The sequence below is a fragment of the Streptomyces canarius genome (assembly GCF_014650735.1).
Lineage (GTDB): Bacteria > Actinomycetota > Actinomycetes > Streptomycetales > Streptomycetaceae > Streptomyces > Streptomyces olivaceoviridis.
This window is the reverse complement of sequence record NZ_BMVN01000003.1, coordinates 384,048-408,024: the sequence shown is the minus strand read 5'-3', so window position 1 is coordinate 408,024 and position 23,977 is coordinate 384,048. Positions and strand designations below refer to the sequence as shown.

The 23,977-nt window shown below is 73.9% G+C and carries 21 protein-coding genes and 2 pseudogenes; 14 read left to right on the top strand and 9 right to left on the bottom strand.

Going from position 1 to position 23,977, the window contains the following annotated elements; all coding sequences use genetic code 11:
• Positions 1-988 precede the first annotated feature (988 nt).
• The 6 genes from IE294_RS06700 to IE294_RS06675 all read left to right on the top strand — a co-directional run bounded on the left by IE294_RS06700 (position 989) and on the right by IE294_RS06675 (position 7,456).
• On the top strand, positions 989-2,191 hold the full coding sequence (locus IE294_RS06700; protein WP_189883221.1) for an SCO2321 family membrane protein: 1,203 nt from the start codon (positions 989-991) through the stop codon (positions 2,189-2,191).
• Positions 2,188-2,823: an SCO2322 family protein gene (locus tag IE294_RS06695; RefSeq protein ID WP_189883219.1), complete on the top strand. Its 636-nt coding sequence runs from the start codon at positions 2,188-2,190 to the stop codon at positions 2,821-2,823. Before IE294_RS06700 ends, IE294_RS06695 begins: the two co-directional genes overlap by 4 nt.
• Before the next feature lie 55 nt (positions 2,824-2,878).
• Entirely contained in the window at positions 2,879-3,985 is a 1,107-nt protein-coding gene (locus IE294_RS06690) for an energy-coupling factor transporter transmembrane component T (RefSeq protein ID WP_229917038.1), read from the top strand.
• Positions 3,982-5,877 carry an ABC transporter ATP-binding protein gene (locus IE294_RS06685; RefSeq protein ID WP_189883217.1) on the top strand — a complete coding sequence of 632 codons (1,896 nt, stop codon included), beginning with the start codon at positions 3,982-3,984 and terminating at the stop codon, positions 5,875-5,877. The genes IE294_RS06690 and IE294_RS06685 overlap by 4 nt, the downstream gene beginning before the upstream one ends.
• A complete protein-coding gene (locus tag IE294_RS06680) occupies positions 5,874-6,710 on the top strand; it encodes an ECF transporter S component (protein WP_189883214.1) in 837 nt (278 codons plus the stop codon). Before IE294_RS06685 ends, IE294_RS06680 begins: the two co-directional genes overlap by 4 nt.
• A 332-nt stretch (positions 6,711-7,042) precedes the next feature.
• A complete protein-coding gene (locus IE294_RS06675) occupies positions 7,043-7,456 on the top strand; it encodes an aggregation-promoting factor C-terminal-like domain-containing protein (RefSeq protein WP_189883212.1) in 414 nt (137 codons plus the stop codon).
• Positions 7,457-7,495: 39 nt separating this feature from the next.
• Here the strand turns inward: IE294_RS06675 and IE294_RS06670 are convergent, their stop codons facing one another.
• Complete coding sequence (locus tag IE294_RS06670) at positions 7,496-8,749, bottom strand: alpha/beta hydrolase family protein (RefSeq protein ID WP_229917037.1); 1,254 nt, start codon at positions 8,747-8,749, stop codon at positions 7,496-7,498.
• A 118-nt stretch (positions 8,750-8,867) separates the two neighbouring features.
• Here IE294_RS06670 and IE294_RS06665 point away from each other — a divergent pair, with 118 nt between their 5' ends.
• Entirely contained in the window at positions 8,868-9,557 is a 690-nt protein-coding gene (locus tag IE294_RS06665) for a YoaK family protein (RefSeq protein WP_189883210.1), read from the top strand.
• A 33-nt stretch (positions 9,558-9,590) separates the two neighbouring features.
• Here IE294_RS06665 and IE294_RS06660 read toward each other — a convergent pair whose 3' ends face one another.
• Complete coding sequence (locus IE294_RS06660) at positions 9,591-10,826, bottom strand: cytochrome P450 (protein WP_189883208.1); 1,236 nt, start codon at positions 10,824-10,826, stop codon at positions 9,591-9,593.
• Between the two features lie 230 nt (positions 10,827-11,056).
• On the opposite strand from IE294_RS06660, the gene IE294_RS06655 reads away from it, so the two are divergent.
• Positions 11,057-12,226 carry a steroid 3-ketoacyl-CoA thiolase gene (locus tag IE294_RS06655; RefSeq protein ID WP_189883206.1) on the top strand — a complete coding sequence of 390 codons (1,170 nt, stop codon included), beginning with the start codon at positions 11,057-11,059 and terminating at the stop codon, positions 12,224-12,226.
• Here IE294_RS06655 and IE294_RS06650 read toward each other — a convergent pair.
• Positions 12,210-12,353: pseudogene (locus IE294_RS06650) on the bottom strand (DUF397 domain-containing protein); the annotation flags it as partial. The gene IE294_RS06655 and the pseudogene IE294_RS06650 sit on opposite strands and share 17 nt — an antisense overlap.
• Before the next feature lie 29 nt (positions 12,354-12,382).
• Between IE294_RS06650 and IE294_RS06645 the strand changes: the two are divergent.
• Positions 12,383-12,925 (top strand): hypothetical protein, encoded by a 543-nt coding sequence (locus IE294_RS06645; RefSeq protein ID WP_229917036.1) that lies wholly within the window; start codon positions 12,383-12,385, stop codon positions 12,923-12,925.
• A gap of 659 nt (positions 12,926-13,584) precedes the next feature.
• On the opposite strand, the pseudogene IE294_RS47355 reads toward IE294_RS06645, so the two are convergent.
• Positions 13,585-14,260: pseudogene (locus IE294_RS47355) on the bottom strand (hypothetical protein); the annotation flags it as partial.
• 410 nt (positions 14,261-14,670) lie between these two features.
• Between IE294_RS47355 and proP the strand changes: the two are divergent.
• Entirely contained in the window at positions 14,671-15,981 is a 1,311-nt protein-coding gene (gene proP, locus IE294_RS06635; protein ID WP_229917035.1) for a glycine betaine/L-proline transporter ProP, read from the top strand.
• Positions 15,982-16,079: 98 nt separating this feature from the next.
• Positions 16,080-16,751 carry an O-methyltransferase gene (locus tag IE294_RS06630; protein ID WP_189883195.1) on the top strand — a complete coding sequence of 224 codons (672 nt, stop codon included), beginning with the start codon at positions 16,080-16,082 and terminating at the stop codon, positions 16,749-16,751.
• A gap of 28 nt (positions 16,752-16,779) precedes the next feature.
• On the opposite strand, the gene IE294_RS06625 is transcribed toward IE294_RS06630, so the two are convergent.
• Positions 16,780-17,172, bottom strand: a complete 393-nt coding sequence (locus IE294_RS06625; protein WP_189883192.1) for an FHA domain-containing protein — start codon at positions 17,170-17,172, stop codon at positions 16,780-16,782.
• Positions 17,173-17,282: 110 nt separating this feature from the next.
• Here IE294_RS06625 and IE294_RS06620 point away from each other — a divergent pair, with 110 nt between their 5' ends.
• Complete coding sequence (locus IE294_RS06620; RefSeq protein WP_030649369.1) at positions 17,283-17,723, top strand: DnaJ family domain-containing protein; 441 nt, start codon at positions 17,283-17,285, stop codon at positions 17,721-17,723.
• Here IE294_RS06620 and IE294_RS47350 read toward each other — a convergent pair.
• Complete coding sequence (locus IE294_RS47350; protein ID WP_229917034.1) at positions 17,712-18,761, bottom strand: hypothetical protein; 1,050 nt, start codon at positions 18,759-18,761, stop codon at positions 17,712-17,714. The genes IE294_RS06620 and IE294_RS47350 overlap by 12 nt on opposite strands.
• A 5-nt stretch (positions 18,762-18,766) precedes the next feature.
• Positions 18,767-19,447: a hypothetical protein gene (locus tag IE294_RS06610; protein WP_189883190.1), complete on the bottom strand. Its 681-nt coding sequence runs from the start codon at positions 19,445-19,447 to the stop codon at positions 18,767-18,769.
• A 135-nt stretch (positions 19,448-19,582) separates the two neighbouring features.
• Here IE294_RS06610 and IE294_RS06605 point away from each other — a divergent pair, with 135 nt between their 5' ends.
• Entirely contained in the window at positions 19,583-20,101 is a 519-nt protein-coding gene (locus IE294_RS06605) for a GNAT family N-acetyltransferase (RefSeq protein WP_189883188.1), read from the top strand.
• Here the strand turns inward: IE294_RS06605 and IE294_RS06600 are convergent.
• Entirely contained in the window at positions 20,094-22,133 is a 2,040-nt protein-coding gene (locus tag IE294_RS06600) for an MDR family MFS transporter (protein WP_189883186.1), read from the bottom strand. The two genes, IE294_RS06605 and IE294_RS06600, sit on opposite strands and share 8 nt — an antisense overlap.
• Before the next feature lie 129 nt (positions 22,134-22,262).
• Between IE294_RS06600 and IE294_RS06595 the strand changes: the two genes are divergently transcribed.
• Complete coding sequence (locus tag IE294_RS06595) at positions 22,263-23,171, top strand: peptidoglycan-binding domain-containing protein (RefSeq protein WP_189883184.1); 909 nt, start codon at positions 22,263-22,265, stop codon at positions 23,169-23,171.
• 39 nt (positions 23,172-23,210) lie between these two features.
• Here IE294_RS06595 and IE294_RS06590 read toward each other — a convergent pair whose 3' ends face one another.
• Complete coding sequence (locus IE294_RS06590) at positions 23,211-23,879, bottom strand: HAD-IA family hydrolase (protein WP_189883175.1); 669 nt, start codon at positions 23,877-23,879, stop codon at positions 23,211-23,213.
• Between the last annotated feature and the right edge of the window lie 98 nt (positions 23,880-23,977).

Here is a 23,977-nt window from a genome sequence, read left to right as displayed (position 1 = left end):
GTTAGGGGCGCCGTGGGTGAGGATCACGGCACGGAGAGCAAGATTCCGACCCGCCCCGGGTGCCGCGTACGGGGGAAGCGGCACCCGGGGCGCCTCCGCGCCCGCCTTCAGCCCGGGGGACGTCCGGCCGCCGTGCCGGCCGGACGCGGGAACACCTGCGAGGGCTTCCCGCCGACGCGGAGCGCCACGGCCCACCCGGCCCGGCGGCCCGATGCGGTGCCGGTACACGCCGCCTGATGCGGCACTGGAACACGCGCCCCGGCCGCGGCGTCCCGCCCGGAACACGGACCCCCTGACCGCCCCGGCGCGGCTCACGGCCCGGCCCGGGTCACCGGAGCCTGCCGCCCGCGACAGCCGCGTCCCGGTCACCGCCGCTACGGGGCACCGGGCGCCGTCAGCCTGCACCCGACCGCCCGCGCCCCCGCGCCCTCACCGCCGCCCCGCATCCGCCCGGCAACTCGCCCCCGCCGCCGATGGAACGGTCGCCCACCGGCGGCGCCCTTCGCACCGGCGGGCGACCGGACCGGCCCCCCACCGGCAGCGGGCCGTCACGTCCAGTGCGCCCACCCCGGCGCCACCGGCCGCCCGGCCGACCCGTGCCGCGATCCCGCCACCCGGTGACCCCGTCTCCCCGGGGCCCTGGTGGCCGTGACCCCGGTCACCCCGTCCGGGTGCGCACGGCCACCCCTCGGCCCGCGCGGGGCGGCCGGTAAAGTGGCGCGGGTCGTCATCACACCCGTACGGGGGGAAGCCGGTGCAATTCCGGCGCTGACCCTCCCCCAGCTCCCGGCCGCGCTCGCGCCGGGGGCGCCCCCATCCGTGTGCCGCCAGCGAGGCGGTGAGCCGGACCGCCCCGGACGGGACGTTGACCGGCTCGCGTGCGTCGGCGGCCCGCCGCGCACGGCACCGTCGAGGTCTACGGAGCCGAGCCGCCCGGGGTGTCACCCGTGCGCCGCCCGGCTCCCCGCAGGAGAGGCAGTCGCCGACCATGAACGTCCGCCGCAGCGCCGCGGCTCTCGCCGCCGTAGGCGTGCTGGCCGCCGCCGCGCCCGCCACGGCCGCCGAACCGTCCCCGTCGCCGAAGGTGACGGTCCCGTCCGGGCTGTACGGCAAGGGAGACCCGACGTACGACGGCGTGTGGCGGCAGTCGCTGACGCTGGTCGCCCAGCGGACCCTCGGCTACCGGCCGGCCGCCGCGGCCGTGGACTGGCTCACCGGCCAGCAGTGCGCGAACGGCTCCTTCGCCGCCTTCCGCGCCGCCCCCGCCGAGCCGTGCGACGCCAAGGTCAAGGCCGACACCAACAGCACGGCCGCCGCCGTCCAGGCCCTCGCCGCGGCCGACGGGCACGGCATCGCCGTCGGCAAGGCCGTGGACTGGCTGAAGTCCGTGCAGAACGAGGACGGGGGCTGGGGCTACTACCCCGGCGGCCCCAGCGACACCAACTCCACCTCCGTCGTCATCGGCGCGCTCACCGCGGCCGGCACCGACCCGGCGGACGTCCGGAAGTCCGGCAAGTCCCCCTACGACGCCCTGCCCGCCTGGTCCATCCCCTGCGACCAGGACGGCGGCGGCGCCCTCGCCTACCAGGCGGACAAGAAGGGCAAGCTGCTCCCCAACGCGGACGCCACGGCGGCCGGCCTGCTGGGCGCCCTCGGCAAGGGCTTCGTGGCGCGGGCCGGCAAGGCCCCGGCCCGGGACACCTGCGCCGAGGCCCGCACCCGCACCCAGGTCGCCGACAACGCCGGCGCCTACCTGGCGGCGGCCGTCGCCAAGACCGGCCACCTCACGTCCGCCCTGCCCGGCGCCGAGGACCAGCCCGACTTCGGCAACACCGCCGACGCCGTCGTCGCGCTCGCCGCGGACGGCCGGACCGAGCCGGCCAAGAAGGCCTACGCCTGGCTGGAGAAGAACGCCGGCCCGTGGGCGACGCAGAACGGCCCGGCCGCGTACGCCCAGCTGATCCTCGCCGCCCACGCGCTCGGGCAGCAGCCGGGCGACTTCGGCGGCACCAGCCTGGTCCGCTCCCTCAACGCGCTCGGCCCCGCCCCGCGCATGGACTCCGCCGCCGAGCACGAGGAGAAGTCCGACGACGGCTCCGGCACGGGCGTCTGGTGGATCGTCGGCGTCGGCCTCGTCGCCGGCATCGGCATCGGCTTCCTGCTCAGCGGCCGGAAGAAGCAGCAGCCGTGACCGTCGTCCGCCGTACCCTGCCGGCGCTCGTCGCCGCGCTGCTGCTCCTCGGCTCCGCCGGGCCGGCCGGTGCCACCGGCTACCGCTACTGGTCCTTCTGGGAGCGCACCGGCGGCCACTGGACGTACGCCACCCAGGGCCCGGCCTTCGTCCGCCCCGACGACGGCGCGGTCCAGGGCTTCCGGTTCGCGGTGAGCGCGGACTCGGCGGACGCCAGCCGGCCGCGCGGTACGGCGGACTTCGACACGATCTGCGCCGGTACGCCGGCCGGGCCGGGCACGAAGCGGGTGGCCCTGGTCCTCGACTTCGGCACGCGGTCGGACGCGCCGTCCGGCGAGACCCCGCCGGCGCGCCGTACGGCGTGCGCGCGGGTGCCGTCCGACGCGACCACCGCGGACGCGCTGGCCGCCGTGGCGAAGCCCCTCCGGTACGACGCCAACGCCCTGCTGTGCGCCATCGCCGGGTACCCGCAGGAAGGGTGCGGGGAGCAGGTCTCCGCCGGGGGGAAGCGGAGCGGGAGCGGGACCGACGGCGGGCCCTCGCTGGGGCTGCCGATCGGCGCGGGGGTGGTCGTCCTCCTGGCGGGGGCGGCGGTGTGGCAGGCACGTCGGCGGCGCGATGAGTCCGGGTGAGCCGAAGCAGTCGTGCGGTTTTGGGCGTGCGGCGGCCGATCGCGCCCACGCGGCGGTGGCCGCGGAGCAGACGGCGCCCCGCCTCTCCACGGGGCGCCCGCACCGTGCCGCCCTGCACCCCGGGGCCTGGTGGCTCTGGGCGGTGTCCCTCGGTGTCGCCGCCACCCGTACCACCAACCCCCTGCTCCTCGCCCTCCTCATATCCGCCTCCGCCTACGTCGTGGCGACCCACCGCTCCCCCGCCCCCTGGGCCCGCTCCTACACCGCCTTCGCCAGACTCGCCCTCGCCGTCCTCCTCGTCCGCGTGCTGTTCGCGGTGGCGCTCGGCTCCCCCATCCCCGGCACCCACACCCTCCTGACGCTCCCCGAAGTCCCGCTCCCGCACTGGGCGCAGGGCATCCGGCTGGGCGGCCGGGTCACCGCCGAGGCGGTCGTCTTCGCCGCGTACGACGGCCTGAAGCTCGCCACCCTCCTCATCTGCGTCGGCGCCGCGAACGCCCTCGCCAGCCCCACCCGCCTCCTCAAGTCCCTGCCCGGCGCGCTGTACGAGACGGGCGTGGCCGTGGTCGTCGCCCTCACCTTCGCGCCCCATCTCATCGCCGACGTGCAGCGGCTGCGCGCCGCGCGCCGCCTGCGCGGCCGTCCGGACCGGGGCGTACGGGGCCTGCTCCAGGTCGGACTGCCGGTCCTGGAGGGCGCGTTGGAGCGCTCGGTCGCGCTCGCCGCCGCGATGGAGGCCCGCGGCTACGGCCGTACCGCCGAGGTCCCCGCCCGGGTCCGCCGTACGACGGCCGCGCTCACGCTCGGCGGCCTGCTCGGCGTGTGCGCGGGAACGTACGGGCTGCTGACGGCCGCAGGGGGTTCGTACGGGCTTCCCGTGCTGCTCGCCGGAGTCGGCGCCGCGCTCACCGGGCTGCGGCTGGGCGGCCGGCGCTCCCCGCGCACCCGGTACCGCCCGGACCCCTGGGGTCCGCGCGCCTGGCTGGTCGCGGGCTCGGGCGCCGCGGTGGCCGCGCTGCTCACACTCGCCTCCGTCCGCGATCCACGGGCGCTGCACCCCGGGGTCGTGCCCCTCGTCGCGCCCACGCTTCCGCTCTGGCCCGCCGTGGCCGTCCTGCTCGCCCTGCTGCCCGCCTTCGTCGTCCCGAGGGAGCCGTCGTGATCCGCTTCGAGGAGGTCAGCGTGACGTACGAGGGGGCGGCCCGGCCCACCGTCGCCGGCGTCGACTTCGAGGTCCCCGAGGGCGAACTGGTGCTGCTCGCCGGTCCGTCCGGGGTCGGCAAGTCGACCGTGCTGGGCGCGGTGAGCGGGCTGGTCCCGCACTTCACCGGCGGCACCCTGCGCGGTCGCGTGACGGTGGCCGGCCGGGACACCCGTACCCACCAGCCGCGTCAACTGGCCGACGTGGTCGGCACCGTGGGCCAGGACCCGCTCGCGCACTTCGTGACGGACACCGTGGAGGACGAACTCGCCTACGGCATGGAGTCCCTGGGGCTCGCCCCGGCGGTGATGCGGCGCCGGGTGGAGGAGACCCTCGACCTGCTGGGCCTCGCCGGACTGCGCGGCCGGCCGATCGCCACGCTCTCCGGCGGACAGCGGCAGCGGGTCGCGATCGGCTCGGTCCTCACCCCGCACCCCCGGGTGCTGGTCCTGGACGAGCCGACCTCGGCGCTGGACCCGGCCGCCGCCGAGGAGGTGCTGGCCGTGCTGCAACGGCTGGTGCACGACCTGGGGACGACGGTCCTGATGGCCGAGCACCGCCTGGAACGGGTCATCCAGTACGCCGACCGGGTCGTGCTGCTCCCGGCCCCCGGCGCCGCCCCGGTCACCGGCCCCCCGGCCGAGGTGATGGCCGTCTCCCCGGTCTACCCCCCGGTGGTGGCCCTGGGCCGCCTGGCCGGCTGGTCCCCCCTCCCCCTGACGGTCCGCGACGCCCGCCGCCAGGCCCCCGCCCTCCGCACCCGCCTGTCCGCCACGGAGCCACCCGCGCACACCCCCGCCACCGGCGACCCCGCCCCCGTGACCACGGGCGACCCCGCCGCCGCAGCCCCGGCCGATCGCGCCACCACCCCGGCCACGGGCACCGCCACCACCCCCGCCACCGGCGACCCCGCCGCCGTAGCCGCCGTACCCGCAGGCAGTCGTGTCGCCGGGGCGGTGCGGGTGGGCGCCGCGGTGGTACCCCGCCCGCGTGGGCAAGCCGCCCCCGCCCCCGGCCGGCCCCCGCACCGGGCACCCGGCACCCCCGTCCGCCGCTCCTTCTTCCGCCGGCGCCCCGCCCCCGCCCAGGAACCCCCGCGCGGGCACCTCGCGGAGATCCGCGCCCTCTCGGTGCGCCGGGACCACGTCCAAGCCCTCCGGCGCGTCGACCTGACCGTCGCCCCCGGCGAGACCGTCGCGCTCATGGGCCGCAACGGCGCCGGCAAGTCCACCCTCCTCGGCTCCCTCGTCGGCCTGGTGGCGCCCGCTTCCGGAACCGTCGACGTCGACGGCGCCGTACCGCACCGCACCCCGCCCCAGGACCTCGTGCGCCGGGTCGGTCTCGTCCCCCAGGAACCGCGCGACCTGCTGTACGCGGACACCGTCGCCGCCGAGTGCGCCGCGGCCGACCGGGACGCGGCTGCCGCGCCCGGCACCTGCCGCGCCCTGGTGTCCGAGCTGCTGCCAGGCGTGGCGGACGACACCCATCCCCGGGATCTGTCGGAGGGCCAGCGCCTGGCGCTCGCGCTGGCCGTGGTCCTGACCGCCCGCCCGCCCCTGCTCCTCCTCGACGAGCCGACGCGCGGCCTGGACTACGCGGCCAAGGCCCGCCTGGTCGCCGTACTGCGCGGGCTGGCGGCCGAGGGGCACGCGATCGTGCTGGCCACGCATGACGTGGAGCTGGCCGCCGAACTGGCCCACCGGGTGGTGCTGCTCGCCGAGGGCGAGGTGATCGCCGACGGGCCGACGGCCGAGATCGTGGTGTCCTCCCCGTCCTTCGCGCCGCAGGTGACCAAGATCCTGGCCCCGCAGCGGTGGCTGACGGTGGCCCAGGTGCGGGAGGCGCTGACGTGAGCCACGGCACACGCACCGCCGCACGGACCCGCGCCGTCCGCCTCGGCCCCCGCTCGCTCGCCGCGCTGGCGCTGACCAGCGCGGTCGGTGTGGTCGCCTTCGGCTGGCCGTTCCTCGCCCCGCCCGCCTCCCAGCTCAACGCGCACGCTCAGGACGCCCCCTGGCTCTTCTCCGGACTGCTGGTGCTGCTGGTGGCGGTGGTCGCGGCGACGATCTCGGAGTCGGACCTCGGTCCGAAGGCCGTGGCCATGCTGGGCGTGCTGGCCGCGACGGGCGCGGCGCTGCGGCCGATCGGCGCGGGTACGGCGGGGCTGGAGCCCATGTTCTTCCTGATGGTGCTCAGCGGGCGGGTGCTCGGCCCGGGCTTCGGCTTCGCGCTGGGCTCGGTGACGATGTTCGCGTCCGCGCTGCTCACGGGCGGGGTCGGACCGTGGCTGCCGTTCCAGATGCTGGCGATGGGCTGGTTCACCATGGGCGCGGGCCTGCTGCCCGGACCGGTCCGGCTGCGCGGTCGCGGTGAGCTGCTGCTGCTCGCCGGCTATGGATTTCTCGCCGCCTTCGCCTACGGCACGTGCATGAACCTGGCCGGCTGGCCCTTCCTGGACGCGGCGGCCTCGAACATCTCCTTCCACGGCGGTGCCCCGGTCGCCGAGAACCTGGCCCACTTCGTCGCCTACTGCCTGGCCACCTCGCTCGGCTGGGACCTGGGCCGGGCGCTGTGCACGGTGGTGCTGACCGTCGTCCTCGGTCCGGCGGTGCTGCGGGCGCTGCGCCGGGCCACGCGACGGGCCGCTTTCGAGACCGCGGTCACATTCGACGGTCCCGCTGGGTGAGGGTTCGCTACCGGCGCGTGTGCGGCCCGGTGAAGCGCCCCACATGACGCACGTCACCTACGACCCGGGACCGTAGTCCTATTTGCCCGATACACCCACTCCTGCACCCCTTCTGACCTGCACGTTGCGACCCAGATCACAGAGGCGACGTTCGCCGCAGATCCGGCCACAACTAGTAAAAGGGGTCATTGCGGACGGGTTCCGGGCCTGCTTCTCTGGACGACGTCGCCAGGCGCCACGAGCCCACCCGGGCCGCGGCGCCGCCGCATGAGACCACACCACGTGGTCCTTCCCATGCGGGTGATCCCCGTTCCCGACGCAAGAGGTTCTCCGTGTCCGTCTCCTTCATCCGTCGCATCGCTTCCCCGAAGAAGGCCCTCACCACCGCCGCCCTGGCCGCCGCCACCGCCGGCATGGCTCTGACCGCGGCGCCCGCCCAGGCCGCCACCACGTCGGCCTCCTCCGCCCAGGCGATCGCGCACCGGATGATCCCGGACTCCGCGCAGTTCACCGCGTTCAGCAAGATCGTCGAGCACGAGAGCGGCTGGAACCCCGCCGCCACCAACAGCTCGTCCGGCGCCTACGGCCTCGTCCAGGCCCTGCCGGCCTCCAAGATGTCCTCCGCCGGCGCCGACTGGAAGACCAACCCGGCCACCCAGATCAAGTGGGGCCTGGACTACATGAACTCCCGCTACGGCAGCCCGGCCAAGGCCTGGAACTTCTGGCAGGCCAACGGCTGGTACTGAGCCACCCGGCACCGAGCCACCGGCCGTCCGGCCGCCCCCTCACCGAGCCGTGCCCCCGCTGAACCAGCGCGCGATGCCGGCCAGCGCGGCCCGGTCCGACCCGAAGTGGTCGACCGGTCCCACCTCCAGCACCCGCACCCTCGCCCCCCGCTGGGCGAGGGTGCGCGCGCATGTCCGGGCGTTGCCGATGGGCACGTCGGTGTCGCGGTTGCCCGCGTACAGCCGTACCGGCACCTCGGGCTTCCAGTCGCAGGCGTGGCCGTTGGCGCGCAGGGCCGCGAGCAGCCCGCCGGTGGGCTCGCGGAGCTGCCGGTAGAAGCGGTCGGTGAGCAACTGCCGTACCGTCGGGGCGAGCCGGCGCACGATGTCCTCGTCCTTGTGCCGCCCGTCGAAGAGCCGCTCGACCCGCTCGGCGTACGGCTGCCGGAAGACCTCGGCGGGGTCCTTGTAGATGGGGTGCAGGCGGTTCTGGGCCACGAGGAAGTAGGAGAGGTAGAACACCCCGCTCACGTCGTTGACCCGGCCGTCGGTCAGCGCCGGCTCCTCGGTGCCCTGGAGGTCGTACGGCCCCGCCACCGGCGCGACGGCCTTCAGCCGGAACCCGGCCGCGTCCCCGCCCTGCACCGCCCGGGCCAGCGCCATCGCCACCTGCCCGCCCTGGGAGAAGCCGGTGACGTACAGGTCCCCGGTCAGTGAGCGCCCCAGCAGCCCGGCCGCCGTCCGGCTCGCGTGCAGCATGTCCACCGAGGCGGTCACCGCGGACCGGGTGTCCATGTAGGGGTGCCGGCCGGGCCCCTCCCCCAGGCCCAGGTAGTCGGGCGCGGCCACCGCGCGCCCCGTGGCGGCGAAGAGGTACGACTGCGTCCGCGCGGCCTCGGCCACGGAGGGCGCGTAGGACCGGTTGGCCATGGTGCCGTGCGTGTCGGAGACGAGCCCGAGGCGGTGCCCGCCACCGGACGGGACGGTGAGCAGACCGGTGGCGGTGGTGGGCCGGCCCTGCGGGTCCACCGTGCGGTACGTCACCCGGTAGGCGAGGACGCCGTAGCGCACCGGGGCGGCACCGATGTGCTGCGCGCGCAGGGCCCGGGCGACCTCCGTACGGCTGTGCGCGGCGACCGGTACGACGGACACGACCTCCCCGCGCTCACCGGAGCGCTGTCCGTCGGCGCCGGGGACCCCCGGCACCACCCCGGCGACCCCGACGAGCGCCAGGGCACCCAGGGTGACCGCGGGGCCCTTGCGGATGGGCCGACCGGGCTGCTTTTCCACCGTGTTGCGCGTGTCCTGAGTCATGTCCCGAACGCTACGGACGCACGCTGCGCCCGGACATCCGAGAGCCCCCCGTCCTCGGGTGGACTTCTTTCGCGCGCCGGGTGGACTTCTTTCCACCTCCCGTCCCCTCGGAGGAACGATGACGACGCCGACGCCGCCGGTACGGGACCCGGAGACGCGCGGACTGCGACTGGTGGCCGTACTGCTGGCGCTGACCGGGGTCAGCGGCCTGATCGACGCCGTCAGCTTCCTGGGCCTGGGCCGGGTGTTCACGGCCAACGTGACCGGCAGCGTGGTCATCCTCGGCTTCGCCGCGGCCGGGGTCCCGGGCTTCTCCGTGCGCCACGCGGTCATGTCCCTGGTCTGCTTCCTGCTGGGCGCGGTGACCGGCGGCCGGGTGGCGGGCCGGTACGGCCGCGGCTCCCGCCGCCGCTCGGCCCGGCTGGCCCTGGCGGTGGAGGCGGTGCTGGTCGGGGTGGCGGCGGCCGTGGCCTTCGCCCGGCCGGACACCACCGGAACCCGGGACGCCCTGATCGCCCTCACGGCCTTCGCGATGGGCCTGCGCACCGCGACGGTCCGCACGTTCCGCGTGCCCGACCTGATCGTCACCACCGTCGTGACGATGACCCTGACCGGCCTGGCCTCCGAGTCCCGCCTCGGTGACGCCACGCAGCACCACACCGTGCGCCGCGCGGCCTCGGTGTTCGCGATGGCCGGCGGTGCCTGCCTGGGCGCCTGGCTGGTGCTCCACCACGGCCTGGGCGTCCCCCTGCTGCTGGCGGCACTGGTGTCGGGTGCCCTTGCGGCGGCGGCCTCGGGCCGGGAGTGACGACTGCGGACGGCGATCCGGCGGCCGGTCCCGTCACCCGGCGCTGACCCGGAGTTCCTTGACGCCGTTGATCCAGGCCGAGCGCAGTCGGCGGGGGCTGTCGGCCAGGCGCAGGCCGGGCATGGCGTCGGCGACGGCGTTGAAGATGAGGTCGATCTCCAGGACGGCGAGGGACTTGCCGAGGCAGTAGTGGGGACCGCCTCCGCCGAAGCCCAGGTGGGGGTTGGGGTCACGGGTGATGTCGAAGGTGTCGGGGTCGGTGAAGACCTCGGGGTCGTGGTTGGCCGAGGCGTAGAACAGACCGACCCGGTCGCCCTTCCTGATCAGTACGCCGCCCAGTTCCGTGTCCTGGGTCGCCGTCCGCTGGAAGGAGTTGACCGGGGTCGCCCAGCGGACGATCTCCTCGGCCGTGGTGGACGGGCGCTCGCGCCGGAAGAGGTCCCACTGCCCGGGGTGGGTGAGGAAGGCGTGCATGCCGTGGGTGATGGCGTTGCGGGTGGTCTCGTTGCCGGCCACCGCCAGCATCAGCACGAAGAAGCCGAACTCGTCGGAGTTCAGGTTGCCTTCGTCCTCCGCCGCCACCAGGGTGGTCACGATGTCGTGGGCCGGGCACCGCTTGCGCTCGGCGGCCATGTTCATGGCGTAGGCGATGATCTCGGCGGCCGACTGCGTGCCGACCTCCTCGGTGATCGCGTACTCGGGGTCGTCGTAGGCGATCATCTTGTTGGACCAGTCGAAGATCCTGGACCGGTCGTCCTGCGGGATCCCGATCAGCTCGGCGATGGCCTGGAGCGGCAGTTCGCAGGCGACCTCGGTGACGAAGTCGAAGGGCCCGGAGCGGTCGCGGGCGGCGGCGACGATCGCCTCGGCGCGCGCCCGCAGCCGGTCCTCCAGCGCACGGATGGAGCGTGGCGTGAACCCGCGCTGCACTATCTGGCGCACCCGCGTATGTTCCGGTGGATCCATGTTGAGCAGGATCAGCCGCTGCGCGTCGATCGCCTCGCGCCGGATGTGCTCGTTGAAGCGGATGATCGCGGTGTTGAGGGAGGAGGAGAAGAGTTCCGGGTGCGTGGAGACGTACTTGACGTCGGCGTGCCGGGTCACGGCCCAGTAGCCGGTGTCGGCGAAGCCCGCGATGCCGCGCTGCTGCGGGATCCAGCGGACCGGCTCGGTACGGCGCAGCTCGGCGAACTCCGGCAGGGGCACACGGTGGTGCAGCAGATCGGGGTCGGTGAGGTCGAACCCGTCGGGCAGCGCTGGACAGGGCATCGGCGACTCCAGCCATCTGACGGTCCATCAGCGGGTGCCGCGAAGGTAGTAACGGGTTCTACAAGTCGCAAGGGGTACGGCGCCCCCAATCGGCTCGGAAGTCGTACGGATCCCACCCTCGACACCTGCAAGACCCTTGCGGTGACGGTCGTCACGTCAGCAGACTGCTGAACAGAACTAGAACGCGTACTAGTTCTGGAGGAGAGCCCTCTCGGAGAGGACCCGCACCCATGGCCGCCGAACCCGTGATCGTCGAAGCCGTCCGCACCCCGATCGGCAAGCGCGGCGGCGCGCTCGCCAACCTGCACCCCGCCTACCTCCTGGGCGAGACCTACCGTGAACTCCTCGGCCGCACCGGCATCCCCGCCGACGCCGTCGAGCAGATCGTCGGCGGCACGGTGACCCACGCCGGCGAGCAGTCCATGAACCCCGCGCGCACGGCCTGGCTGACCATGGGACTGCCGTACGAGACGGCGGCCACGACGGTCGACTGCCAGTGCGGATCCTCGCAGCAGGCCTCGCACATGGTGGCCAACATGGTCGCGGCGGGCGTGATCGACGTCGGGATCAGCTGCGGCGTCGAGGCGATGTCCCGGGTCCCGCTCGGCTCCGGCTCCAAGCACGGCCCCGGCAAGCCGTTCCCCGACGAGTGGAACGTCGACCTCCCCAACCAGTTCGAGGCGGCCGAGCGCATCGCCCGCCACCGGGGCCTGACCCGCGAGAACGTCGACGCGCTCGGCCTCCTCTCCCAGGAGCGAGCGGCCCTGGCCTGGGCGGAGGAACGCTTCAAGCGGGAGACCTTCGCCGTGCAGGTGCCCACGACGGAGGAGGAGCAGTACGCCGGACAGGGCATGTGGCGCCTGGTCGACAAGGACGAGGGCCTGCGCGACACCTCCCCGGAGGCGCTTTCGGGCCTGAAGCCGGTGATGCCGAAGGCCGTACACACGGCCGGCAACTCCTCCCAGATCTCCGACGGCGCGGCGGCGATCATGTGGGCGTCCAAACGGATGGCTCGCGCCCTGAAGCTGAAGCCGAGGGCGAGGATCGTCGCCCAGGCCCTCGTGGGCGCCGACCCGCACTTCCACCTGGACGGCCCGATCGACGCGACCCGCACGGTGCTGGGCAAGGCGGGCATGTCCCTGAAGGACATCGACCTCGTCGAGATCAACGAGGCCTTCGCCTCCGTCGTACTGAGCTGGACCCAGGTCTTCGAACAGAGCCTGGACAAGGTCAACGTCAACGGCGGCGCGATCGCCCTCGGCCACCCGGTCGGCGCGACGGGCGCCCGCCTGATCACCACCGCCCTGCACGAACTGGAGCGCGCGGACAAGGAGTTCGCGCTCATCACCATGTGCGCGGGCGGTGGTCTGGCGACCGGGACGATCATTCAGCGCCTGTAGACGCCCAGCTCACGAAGGCGGAGAAGGCGGCGGGGTCGAGGGTGAGGATGGGTCCCGCCGGGTTCTCGCTGTCGCGGACGACGACGGTGGCTTCCGCCAGTTCGGCGACCTCGACGCACGAGCCGCCCTGGTCTCCGCTTCAGCTGGACTTACGCCATGCTGAACGGAGGAGCCCCCGCCGTCAGACGGGGGCTCCAGGAGTCGAGACGCACTCAGGCTGTTCACACGGCGGGCGTCTGCACGCTCTCCTCGGGCGTGGTCTGGGTGCCCTCGTTGTTCGGCGTGGTCTGCGTGCCCTCGTTGTTCGGCGTGGTCTGGGTGCCCTCATTGTTCGGCGTGGTCTGGGTGCCCGGCGCGTTGCCCGTGCCCGGCGCGTTCGGCGCGTTCGGCGTGTTCCCCGTGCCCGGCGCGTTCGGAACGTTCGGCGTGTTCGGAGCGTTCCCCGTGCCCGGCGCGTTCGGAACGTTCGGCGTGCCCGGAGCGTTCCCCGTACCCGGCGCGTTCGGAACGTTCGGCGTGTTCGGCGTATTCGGCGTGTTCGGAGCGTTCGGCGTGTTCGGCGTATTCGGAGCGTTCGGCGTGTTCGGAGCGTTCGGAGCGTTCGGCGTGCCCGAATTGAACGACCCGTTGATGTTCGTGTTCGTGTTCGTGTTATTGGTGATGTTGCTTACGTTGTTGGTCGTCTGGTTGACGACTTGATTCACCACTGACGCCGGCAGACCGAGGCTTTGCGCCTTGGCCTGTGCAGCCGCTACACCCTGTGCCTTCGCCTGCTGCGGGGTGGCGCCCCGTTTTATCGCCGCTTGCGCAGCGGCCGAACCGGCCGCCACAGCCTCGGACGCCTGCCCCGAATTCCCCGCGGCGGACGAGGACCCTACCGTGCCTCCCGCGCATGTCACGGAACCTACGGAGAAAGGCCCTGTTCCCGAGACGGACGTCGGTCCGATACTGCCGTCGGAAGACGCATTCACGCTTTCCCCGCCGGGCGAGACGGTGAAATTTCCGTTGCCGGCGAAGCCGTTGCCCGTCAGGCTCCCCCCTGAGACGCGACAGCTTTGGTTCGGGGCGGCGGAGGCCGACTCCATCGCGCCGACCGTCATTCCTCCGACCAGCACAGCCATGGCGGCGGCGCTCAGTACTGATTTCCCTCGCATGAAGCTCTCCTTCGCTGGGGCCGTAATTCAGCGACCGGAGACGTTTCCGTCCGGATAACAGCACGCTAACTCCGCTACCCTGCTGGTGCATCTAGGCTTGCAGGCACCAGCGGCGGGTATTAGCCTGCCTCAACTTCCCGCGAGACGGCCCTTTTTCTGTTTAGCGCGCAAATTCCTCTTCCTCGTGCCGGAGCCCGGACTCACCACCACCGCACCCCCGACCGCGTCCAGGACCCGGTGGTTGCCGGTGGCGACGATGGCCGAGACGGCGAAGAGCGGGTGCAGGAGGCCCAGCGCCTTCATCACCGCTTCGGGGCGGTCACCGCGATCACCACCCTCGACCGGGCGGCACCAGTACCGGGACGCCGAGGACGGTCAGCGGGACGACGAAGCGGGAGGACTCGTACCCGCTGGTAGGCCGCGTACGTGACGCGGAGGAGGAACGGCTCCGGGAGGAGGACGCGGCGGAAGCGGGCCGGGGCCTGCGGGTAAGTGCGGCGACGTACGGGACAGGAAGGGGACGGCCGTGGCGGCGGCCGGGGCCGCGAGCAGGACCAGGTTGTCCCGCAGCGGGTACACCACCGGCAGGTGCGGCAGCATCATCGTCGCCGGGAGCGTGGTGACGAGGACGACCGCGACCGAAGGTGCCGGCCGTGGTGAGGGCGGCCCGGCGGCGGCCGGTGCACCACAGCAGCGGGGTGAAGAGCAGGACGAGCAGGACCGGGATGACGCCGGTCTGCCCGGGCCACGGGGTGTTGCGGACCGGCAGCGACAGCATGAACAGGCTGATGGCGACCGGCGCGGCCGGCAGCGAGGCGCGCCGGGGCAGCGCGCGGGCGGCGACCAGGCCGAGGGCGACGACGAGCAGCAGGGTGCCGAAGGGGGTGGTCAGGACGACGACCGGCTGCCGTACGGCGAGGATCGCGGTCATCACCCCCACTTTGTCCTCTTTTGTCCGAAAGGCCGCGGTCCGGGGCGCGGCCGGTTCCGTGTGGGGGGCGCGAGAAGGATCACACCGCGCTGTCGGCATGGCGCCGCGTGAGGGGGCAGACGTACCTGCGTACACGCCCTTTAGCTGCACTGTGCATCGGTGCGCGTGCAGGACGTAAGGGGCGGAACTCCGCCTATGGTCGATTTTCGGCCCGTCGTACGTCACCGTCGCCGTCCGGGTCCGTCCCTGTCCCCGTCGAAAGGTAGGCGAGCCCCGTTTTGGCGTCCGCTACCACCGCCTCAGCCCTCACCCCGCCCCTCAAGTCACGACGGGCCGCCAAGGCCCCTACCGCCCGCGACGTGACCGTCACCGACCCCGCGCTCGTCAAGCGCGCCGTGAAGGCGGCGGCACTCGGCAACGCGATGGAGTGGTTCGACTTCGGCGTCTACAGCTACATCGCCGTCACCCTGGGCAAGGTCTTCTTCCCGTCCGGCAACCCGACCGCCCAGCTGCTGTCCACGTTCGGCGCCTTCGCGGCGGCCTTCCTGGTCCGTCCGCTCGGCGGCATGGTCTTCGGCCCGCTGGGCGACCGCGTGGGCCGGCAGAAGGTCCTCGCGGTCACGATGATCATGATGGCGGCGGGTACGTTCGCGATCGGCCTGATCCCGTCGTACGCGACGATCGGCGTCGGCGCGCCGCTCCTGCTGCTCGCCGCCCGTCTGGTGCAGGGCTTCTCCACCGGCGGTGAGTACGCGGGTGCGACGACGTTCATCGCCGAGTACGCGCCGGACAAGAAGCGCGGCTTCCTCGGGAGCTGGCTGGAGTTCGGCACGCTCGCCGGCTACATCGGCGGCGCGGGTCTGGTCACGCTCATGACCGCGCTGCTGTCCTCGGACGACCTCACCTCGTGGGGCTGGCGCATCCCGTTCCTGATCGCGGGCCCGATGGGCATCATCGGCCTGTACCTGCGGATGCGGCTGGAGGAGACCCCGGCGTTCGCGGCGGAGGTCGAGAAGGCGGAGGCGGCCCGGCCGAAGGTGCCGCTGCGCGAGATGATCACCGGCCAGTGGAGGTCCCTGCTGCTGTGCATGGGCCTGGTCCTGGTCTTCAACGTCACCGACTACATGCTGCTGTCGTACATGCCGAGCTACCTCACCAGTGAGCTGAAGTACGACGAGACGCACGGGCTGCTGGTCGTGCTCGGTGTGATGGCCCTGATGATGGTCGTCCAGCCGTTCGTGGGCGCGCTGACCGACCGGGTCGGTCGCCGGCCGGTGATCGCGGCGGGCTGCGCGGGCTTCCTGTTCCTGTCCGTCCCGGCCCTGCTGCTCATCCGCGACGGCAGCCTGCTGGCCGTGGGGCTGGGCATGGGCGCGCTGGGTCTGCTCCTGGTGTGCTTCACGGCGGCCATGCCGGCCGCGCTGCCCGCCCTGTTCCCGACGCGCGTGCGCTACGGGTCCCTGTCGATCGGGTTCAACGTGTCCGTGTCGCTGTTCGGCGGTACGACTCCGCTGGTCGTGACCGCGCTGATCGGGGCGACCGGGAACATGATGATGCCCGCGTACTACATGATGGCCGCGGCCGTCGTGGGCGGTGTCGCCGTGTGGCGGATGTCGGAGTCGGCGGGGCGCCCGCTGCCCGGTTCCGCGCCGTCCGTGGAAGGCCGCTGAGGGGCGTCCCCGCCGCCATGCCCCGCGGGCAGTCGTACCCATCCGCGCCCTCGGCTGCGATCATCGAGGGAGGACACTCGGGAAAGGCAGCTGGCGCTATGAGCGGGTCGCAGGTCTGGGACGACGTCGACGACTACTTCATCAACACGCTCTCACCGGACGACGAGGTGCTGCGCGCGGCCCTGCGCGACAGTGATGCCGCCGGACTGCCCGCCATCGCCGTCACGGCGGCGCAGGGCAAGTTCCTCCGGCTGCTCGCCGAGCTCCAGGGGGCGCGGCACATCCTGGAGATCGGCACGCTCGCGGGGTACAGCACGATCTGGCTGGCCCGCGCGCTGCCCGAGGACGGCAGGCTGATCTCGCTGGAGTACAGCGCCAAGCACGCCGAGGTGGCCGTCCGGAACATCGCCCGGGCGGGCCTGGACCGGATCGCGGAGGTGCGGGTGGGCCCGGCCCTGGAGTCCCTGCCCAAGCTCGCCGACGAGAACCCGGCCCCCTTCGACCTGGTCTTCATCGACGCGGACAAGGCCAACAACCCGCACTACGTGGAGTGGGCGCTGCGGCTCACCCGCGCGGGCAGCATGATCGTCCTGGACAACGTGGTGCGCGGCGGCCGGGTGGCCGACGCGGGCAGCACCGAGCCGGACGTGGTCGGCACCCGCGCCGCGCTCGAACTGATCGCCACGCATCCCCGGTTGACCGGTACGGCGATCCAGACGGTCGGCAGCAAGGGGTACGACGGGTTCGCGCTGGCCCGGGTGCTCGGCTGAGGCCGCTCGGGCCGAAGACCCCGCCGGTTCAGAGCTCGTGGTAGAAGCCGACGTTGACGCTGCGCGGCTCGGTGCGGTCCTGGATGACGATCTCGCCGGACCCGCCGTGCGGCAGCGGGACGGTCGCGCCGTAGCCGAGGGGCTGCGCGTACTCCCCGACGGTGAGCCGGACCTCGGAGGCCGGGTCGGGCTGGGAGCCGCGCAGCCAGGTCAGCTGCCAGGCGCCGTCCGGGCCGCACAGGAACTCCAGGTGGACGCGGGAGACGAACAGCCAGTCGTCGGGGGTGACCAGCCGGCACGCCGCCCCGTCCCGGCCGATCCGCAGCACGGCGCCGGGCTCGCTGGGCGCCTCGGCCATCGTCATGCCGGCGGTGGCACCCGCGTCCGCCCCGGAGACGGTGGCCATGGTGAGTTCGAGCACGAGGTTCCCCCTGAGACGTCCTGTGCGGTGGCTTGTCGCGGCGGGCGGGGTGCCGTACCGCCGCCGCATGATAAAACGCCCGGCGGGGTCGCGTCCGGCACAATGGGTTCATGACCGAGCGAAAGCCACCGGGGGTCCCGTTCGAGTCCTGGGTGGACAAGCAGATCCGCGACGCTCAGGGGCGCGGGGAGTTCGACCGGTTGCCGGGAGCGGGGGCGCCGCTGCCCACGGAGGTCGACTCCACGTACGACGAACTGTGGTGGGTCAAGCGGAAGCTGGTCCGCGAGGGGCTGGCGGTGCTGCCGCCGGCGCTGGCGCTGCGCAAGGAGGCGGAGGACGCGCTGGAGGCGGCGTACGCGGCGCCCTCGGAGCGGATCGCCCGGAAGATCATCGAGGACGTCAACGTCCGGATCAAGGACATGATGTTCAAGCCGCCGCCCGGTCCGCCGCTGGGGAAGAAGCCGTACGACGTCGAGGAGGTCGTACGCGAATGGCGGCAGCGCAGGGCTGCCGCCAGGGGTGACGGGGGCGTGGCGGGCTCAGCCGTGTAGCAGCCGCCCGGCCAGCTCCCGGTAGTCGCGCAGGGCGAGTCGCAGTTGCTCGGTGTCGGTCTCGGCGCCGGGGCCGCGGCCCTCGGTGCCCTCCCAGGACATCCGCAGGGTACGGCGGCGGCGCGTGACGGCCTCGGTGAACCGCGCGGCGATCTCCTCCAGCGCCCGGTCGGCCTGTTCGACGGCCTGCCGGGGCTCGTCCACGAACCCGGTGACCACCTCGCGCAGCCGCCGCTCCCACTGCTCCGTCTCCTCGTGCGGCAGCAGCGGGGCGCCGGTCCCGGAGGGTGCGGTGGCGGCCGTCCCGACGGTGCCGGTGGCGCCGCGGCCGGGTGCGGCCGTGCTGCCCGGCCCCGTCGGCCAGGTGTCCGCGGCCCGCGCCTCGGTCATCCGGGCCTCGCGCCCGGTGACCTCACCGACGGACGGAGCCCCGAGCCCGTTGTCCGGCATCACGCCTTCCTCCTCCCCGGCCCACTCCGGGCCACCGGCGTCCCTGTCGCGTCCGCGGTACGTCTGCGACGCCCGCCCCTGTGCACCGGGTGTCTCCGGACCCGGTTCCTCCGTGCCGGGCCGCAGCCCCTCGGAGCCGTGACGCGGGTCGCCGCCTGGGAAACCGGGGCTCCCGGCCATACCGGAGGCGGGGCTCTCCACCGGGCCCGGGGACGGCTCGATGTCCTCGGACCTTCCGGACTCGGGCACGCCCGCCGGGCCCGGGGGCGGCTGGGGCGTGTCCTTCGGGGTGCGGTCGTCCCCGGTCAGCCCTTCCCTGCCGGGACCGGCCGAGCCCGGCAGCCGGCCGCCTCCGCCGGGCCCCGCGCCCGGAACCCCGCCGTCCGCCGGCCGGCGTGCTCCCGGTTCACCGGGCAGGCGTTCCTCCGGCAGGGGCCTTCTCGGGGTCCGGCGGCCGGGGGCCGCGTCGCCCGGCGTCCATTCGTCCCTCTGCTGTTCCGACTCCTGCTCCGGCGTCCACTCGTCCCCGCGCGAGAGGCGTTGCGGGCGGTGCCGGTCGCCGCCGGAGCCGCTCGTCCTGTCCGTCATGGCGTTCAGCTCTCCTTCGGTCGGCTCCGGTGCAGGGCCCACGGCGTGTGGGAGCGGGCGTGGGAGCGGGTCGCGGCGGGCGGCGACGAGCGGTCCGTTCCGGCGCGGGCGCGGTGCCGGCCGGGCTCGGCGCTGGTCAGGTCCTCGAAGAGGGCGCGGGCGCCGAGCAGTGCCGACCGCATCTCCTCGGTCCCCGCGCCGGTCCCGTCCGTTCCGGTGCCGGCGGCGGCGTGGGCCACCCGGTGCACCTGGCGGTAGCCGTCGACGTGGTCGGCGTGGTGCACGGAGAGCGCGGCGAGCTGCTCCTCGTGGCGTGCGCCGTCGGGGTAGCCGCGCGCGGCGGCGAGTTCTGCGATGAGGAGGTCGGCCTCGGCCACCGCCTGGCGGGGCGAGTCGACGAAGTGTTCCTGCACGGCCGTCCAGCGGTCCGCGTACCGCTGCCGCTCGGCGCCGTCCAGCGGCCGTTCCCGCAGGTCGCCGTGGCGTTCGAGGCGCTCGGTCAGCTCCCGTTCGGCGGCCGTGGTGTCCCCGTCGTGCAGGGCCACGGTCCGCTCGTACTCGGGCCCGAAGCGCCGCTTCAGGTTCGGACCGCCGCGCCGGGTGCGGCCCCGCACGGTCAGGGCGGCGGCGCCGAGGACCACGACCGCCGCGATCACGATCAACAGAATGATCAGGCCTGTGGACATGGTTGCCTTCCGGTCGGACCGGCCCCGCTGGCCGGTTCTCCCTTCGGGTGACCCGGAAGTTCGCCCACAAACGGCTGCCCGCCCCGGTTCGCCCCGCCATATCCGGTTGCGGAGGGGGCGGGGCGGCTCCCGACAATGGCCGGCATGACGTGGACGATCGCTCCGGAACCGTACGACTCCCCGGCCGCCGTCGCGCTGTGGCGGGCGTACTACACGGAGGTCAGCGACCGCTGGTACCTGCTGCACGAGGGGCGTCGCACCGACCCGGACGAGCTGGAGCGGGAGATCGCGGCCCACAGCGGTGCCGACCTCGCGCCCCCGCGCGGGCAGTTGCTCGTCGGGCGGTACGGCGGCACGCCGGCCGGTTCGGCGGGCGTACGGTCGCTGGACCCCGGCACGGCGGAGCTGACCCGGGTGTTCGTGCTGCCGGAGCTGCGCGGCCGGGGCGGGGCCCCGCTCCTCGTGGCCGCCGCCGAGGAGGCCGCCCGTGCTCTCGGCGCCCGGCGGATCGTCCTCGACACCCGCGGCGACCTGGTCGAGGCCCGCGCCCTGTACGCCCGCCTCGGCTACACGGAGACCGCCCCGCACAACACCGACCGGTACGCCGAACACTGGTTCCGCAAGGAGCTGCCGCCGGCGCGGGCCGTCAACTGATCTTCGTCACCGTGCCGTTGTGCGGGCGTTCGCGTTCGGCGCCGCAGAGTTCCCCGGTGAGCTCGCGGACCAGCCGGGTCAGGTCGGTCGAGCGGCCGGGCTGCCACCAGTCGCCGAGCAGTTCGGCCAGGGACTCCTCGCGGGCCGTGGCGAGCCGTTCGGTGACCTCGCGGCCGGCGTCGGTCAGGACCAGGTCGAGGCCCCGGCGCTCGGCGAGCCGCCGTTCCTCGACCTGGCGGGCGGCGGCCATGACGGCCTGGAGCGGGACCGGGCTGCGCTCGGCGAGCACCGCCGGTTCGACGGAGCCGTAGCGGCGGATGCGCAGCAGCATCCAGCTGGCGGCGGGCAGCAGGTCGTACCCGGCCCGTTCGGTGATCTCCCGGTAGATCTCGCGGCGGCCCTCGCGGGTGCCGAGCACGGACAGGGCGCGGCACACCTCGTCGTAGGAGGAGCGCTGGACCGGGTTGGGCGGGATGGTCTCGGAGGCGTCGGGCGCGGTGACCGAGCCGCGCAGCCGGTCCTCCTTCAGCAGCCAGGCGAGCAGGAAGCCGAGGAGGGCGACGGGCGCGGCGTAGAGGAAGACGTCGGTGATGGCGGACGCGTACGCGTGCAGGGCGGCCGGGCGCAGCGGGGGCGGCAGGGCGGCGATGCCCCGGGGGTCGGCCTTCAGCGCGCCGGGGGTGGCGCCGGGTGGCAGGCGTACGCCCCGGAAGGCGTCGGTGAGCTTGTCGCCGAGACGGCTCGCGAAGACGGTGCCGAAGATGGCCACGCCGAAGGAGGCGCCGACGGAGCGGAAGAAGGTGGCGCCGGAGGTGGCGACGCCGAGGTCCTCGTAGGAGACGGCGTTCTGCACGATGAGCACCAGGACCTGCATGACGAGGCCGAGGCCGGTGCCGAAGACGAAGAAGCAGACGCTCATCACGGCGGTCGAGCTGTGCTCGTCGAGCCGGTGCAGGAGCAGCAGGCCGAGGGTGGTGACGGCGGTGCCGGCGATCGGGAACACCTTCCAGCGGCCGGTGCGGCTGACGATCTGCCCGGAGAGGGTGGACGACAGCAGCAGGCCGAACACCATCGGCAGCATGTGGACGCCGGACAGGGTCGGGGAGATGCCGTGGACGACCTGGAGGAAGGTCGGCAGATAGGTCAGCGCGCCGAACATGGCGAAGCCGACGATGAAGCTGATGACGGCGGCGAGGGTGAAGGTGCGGATACGGAACAGCCCCAGCGGCAGGACCGGTTCGGCGGCCCGGCGCTCGACGGCGACGAACGCCGCGGCGAGGACGACGCCGAGGACGGCGAGCCCGATGATCCGCGCCGATCCCCAGGGCCAGGTGGTGCCGCCGAGGGAGGCGACCAGCACCAGGCAGGTGGCGACGGCGGCGATCAGGAAGGTCCCCAGGTAGTCGATGACGTGGTGGGCGGTGCGGCGCGGGATGCGCAGGGCGGTGGCGATCACGGCGAGCGCGATCACGCCGATGGGCAGGTTGACGTAGAACACCCAGCGCCAGCTGAGGTGTTCGGTGAACAGCCCGCCGAGCAGCGGCCCGAGCACGCTGGTCGTGCCGAAGACGGCGCCGAACAGGCCCTGGTAGCGCCCGCGTTCGCGCGGCGGCACCAGGTCGCCGACGATCGCCATGGACAGCACCAGCAGCCCGCCGCCGCCCAGGCCCTGGAGCGCCCGGAAGGCGATGAGCTGGGGCATGTCCCGCGCCATGCCGCACAGCGCCGATCCGATCAGGAAGATCACGATGGCCGTCTGGAACAGCCGCTTGCGGCCGTACTGGTCACCGAGCTTGCCCCACAGCGGGGTCGCGGCGGTCGAGGCCAGCAGATAGGCGGTGACGACCCAGGAGAGGTGCTCCAGGCCGCCGAGGTCGCTCACGATCGTCGGCAGCGCGGTCGACACGATGGTCTGGTCGAGCGCGGCGAGCAGCAGCCCGAGCAGCAGCGCGCCGATCGGCACCAGCACGCTGCCCGGAACGTGTTCGCCGCCGCTCACGCCCTTCGTCGTGCCGTGCGTCTCCAGGGCCATGGGACCTCCCGGGGGTCGGGTGCATCTCCTCCATGGTGATCGGTGTCACCACTTATGGCCTGCCGAGTGCTGCGGATCCGGAGGAAATCCGCATAATCTCTGGAGTTCCCGAGGGGAGGGGACACACGCGTGACGGGAGAGCAGGGCACCACGTGCCCGGAGTGCGGGACGCCGAGGGGGCCGGACAACACGCCGTCGTGCGACTGCACGGCGCGCGCGTCGCAGGCCCTGCGCGAGATCCGCACGGCCGAGGCGGCTGCGGCGGAGGACTTCGACCCGCTGCGGATACGGCCGTACGTGGAGATGCGGCCGGCCCCCGAGGAGCCCCCGCCCGCACCACCCGCCGGAACCGCTCCGCCGCCTCATCCGCAGCTGCCCGTGTCACCGCTCGGCGCGGCGGCGGAGCCGGACGCGCCCACGGCCGGAACCGAGGCCGACCGGCCCCGGCGCCGCTCCCGTCGTACGGTGCTGCTGGCCGCCGGGGGCGCGGGGGTGGCCGTCGTCGCGGTGGCCGGTTCCGCGCTGTTCTCGTACCAGGCGCCGGTCCGGGGCCGGGCGGCCCAGGAGGTCAGGGAGAGCATCCCGGAGACGACGACACGGGCGCCGTCCTCGGCGACGGCCCCGGCTCCCCCGGTGACATCCCGTCCACCGCTGCCCTCTCCCTCGGCGACGGCCGACCCGAGCCCGTCGCAGGGCTCCGCCTCGCCGTCCCCGACCGCGTCCCCGACGGCCTCCCCGAGCGCCTCCCGCGCCGCCGCCTCACCGACCCCGTCCACGACGCCGTCGGGCACCCCGGGCACCACGCCCGCCACGCCACCGGTGCTGCGACGCGGTGACACGGGCCCGGAGGTCACCGAGCTCCAGCAGCGCCTGCGCCGGCTGAACCTCTACGGCGACCAGATCAACGGCATCTTCACCCGCCCGGTCGAGGACGCGGTGCGCAACTACCAGCTGGCCCGGGGCATCATGGGCGACGGCCTGGGAACGTACGGCCCGGCGACGCGCAGGAGCCTGGAGTCGGAGACGCCGGAGCCGTAGCGCCTCGTGCGCGCACGACCACGGCGTCGAACCGGGCCGTCAGCCGATGTGCAGCCGGATCCCCCCGCCGGCCACCGCCTCGACCCGCACCTGCGTGAGATCGGGCACCGCCACGTCCGGCTCGTGGAACACCGCGCGCGGCCCGACCCCCACCACGCGCATCCCGGCGGCGCGCCCCGCCGCGATCCCCGCGCCGGAGTCCTCGAAGACGATGCAGTCGGCCGGGTCGACGCCCAGTTCGGCGGCGCCCTTCAGGAAGCCCTCGGGGTCCGGCTTGCTCGCGCCGACCGACTCGGCGGTGACGCGGACGGCCGGCAGGGGCAGCCCGGCGGCGTTCATGCGGGCGGTGGACAGGGCGACGTCGGCGGAGGTCACCAGGGCGTGCGGAAGCCCCTCCAGCGAGGAGAGGAGGGCACGCGCGCCGGGGATCTCGATCACGCCGTCGGTGTCGGCGGTCTCCTCGGCGAGCATGCGGGCGTTGTCGGCGAGGTTCTGCTCGACCGGCCGGCCGGGGAGGAGGACGGCCATGGAGGCGTGGCCCTGCCGGCCGTGCACGACCTTCATCACCTCGTCACCGTCCAGCCCGTGCCGCTCGGCCCAGCGCCGCCAGATGCGCTCGACCACGGCGTCCGAGTTGACGAGGGTGCCGTCCATGTCGAGCAGGAGGGCGCGGGCGGTGAGGACGGCGGGCGTGGCGGTGGCCGGCATCGGCAGCTCCAGGAACGGGAGGACCCGGGTCGGGCGGACGTCGGGTGGGACAAGGCGGCCCCGCCCGCCGGTCAGGGAAAACGGGCGGGAGCCACTTT

Coding starts and splice junctions, on each gene's coding strand:
- IE294_RS06700 (WP_189883221.1), top strand. CDS start 989: ATGAACGTCCGCCGCAGCGCCGCGGCTCTCGCCGCCGTAGGCGTGCTG.
- IE294_RS06670 (WP_229917037.1), bottom strand. CDS start 8,749: ATGACTCAGGACACGCGCAACACGGTGGAAAAGCAGCCCGGTCGGCCC.
- IE294_RS06665 (WP_189883210.1), top strand. CDS start 8,868: ATGACGACGCCGACGCCGCCGGTACGGGACCCGGAGACGCGCGGACTG.
- IE294_RS06660 (WP_189883208.1), bottom strand. CDS start 10,826: ATGCCCTGTCCAGCGCTGCCCGACGGGTTCGACCTCACCGACCCCGAT.
- IE294_RS06655 (WP_189883206.1), top strand. CDS start 11,057: ATGGCCGCCGAACCCGTGATCGTCGAAGCCGTCCGCACCCCGATCGGC.
- IE294_RS06645 (WP_229917036.1), top strand. CDS start 12,383: ATGCTGAACGGAGGAGCCCCCGCCGTCAGACGGGGGCTCCAGGAGTCG.
- IE294_RS06630 (WP_189883195.1), top strand. CDS start 16,080: ATGAGCGGGTCGCAGGTCTGGGACGACGTCGACGACTACTTCATCAAC.
- IE294_RS06620 (WP_030649369.1), top strand. CDS start 17,283: ATGACCGAGCGAAAGCCACCGGGGGTCCCGTTCGAGTCCTGGGTGGAC.
- IE294_RS47350 (WP_229917034.1), bottom strand. CDS start 18,761: ATGACGGACAGGACGAGCGGCTCCGGCGGCGACCGGCACCGCCCGCAA.
- IE294_RS06610 (WP_189883190.1), bottom strand. CDS start 19,447: ATGTCCACAGGCCTGATCATTCTGTTGATCGTGATCGCGGCGGTCGTG.
- IE294_RS06605 (WP_189883188.1), top strand. CDS start 19,583: ATGGCCGGCATGACGTGGACGATCGCTCCGGAACCGTACGACTCCCCG.
- IE294_RS06600 (WP_189883186.1), bottom strand. CDS start 22,133: ATGGCCCTGGAGACGCACGGCACGACGAAGGGCGTGAGCGGCGGCGAA.
- IE294_RS06590 (WP_189883175.1), bottom strand. CDS start 23,879: ATGCCGGCCACCGCCACGCCCGCCGTCCTCACCGCCCGCGCCCTCCTG.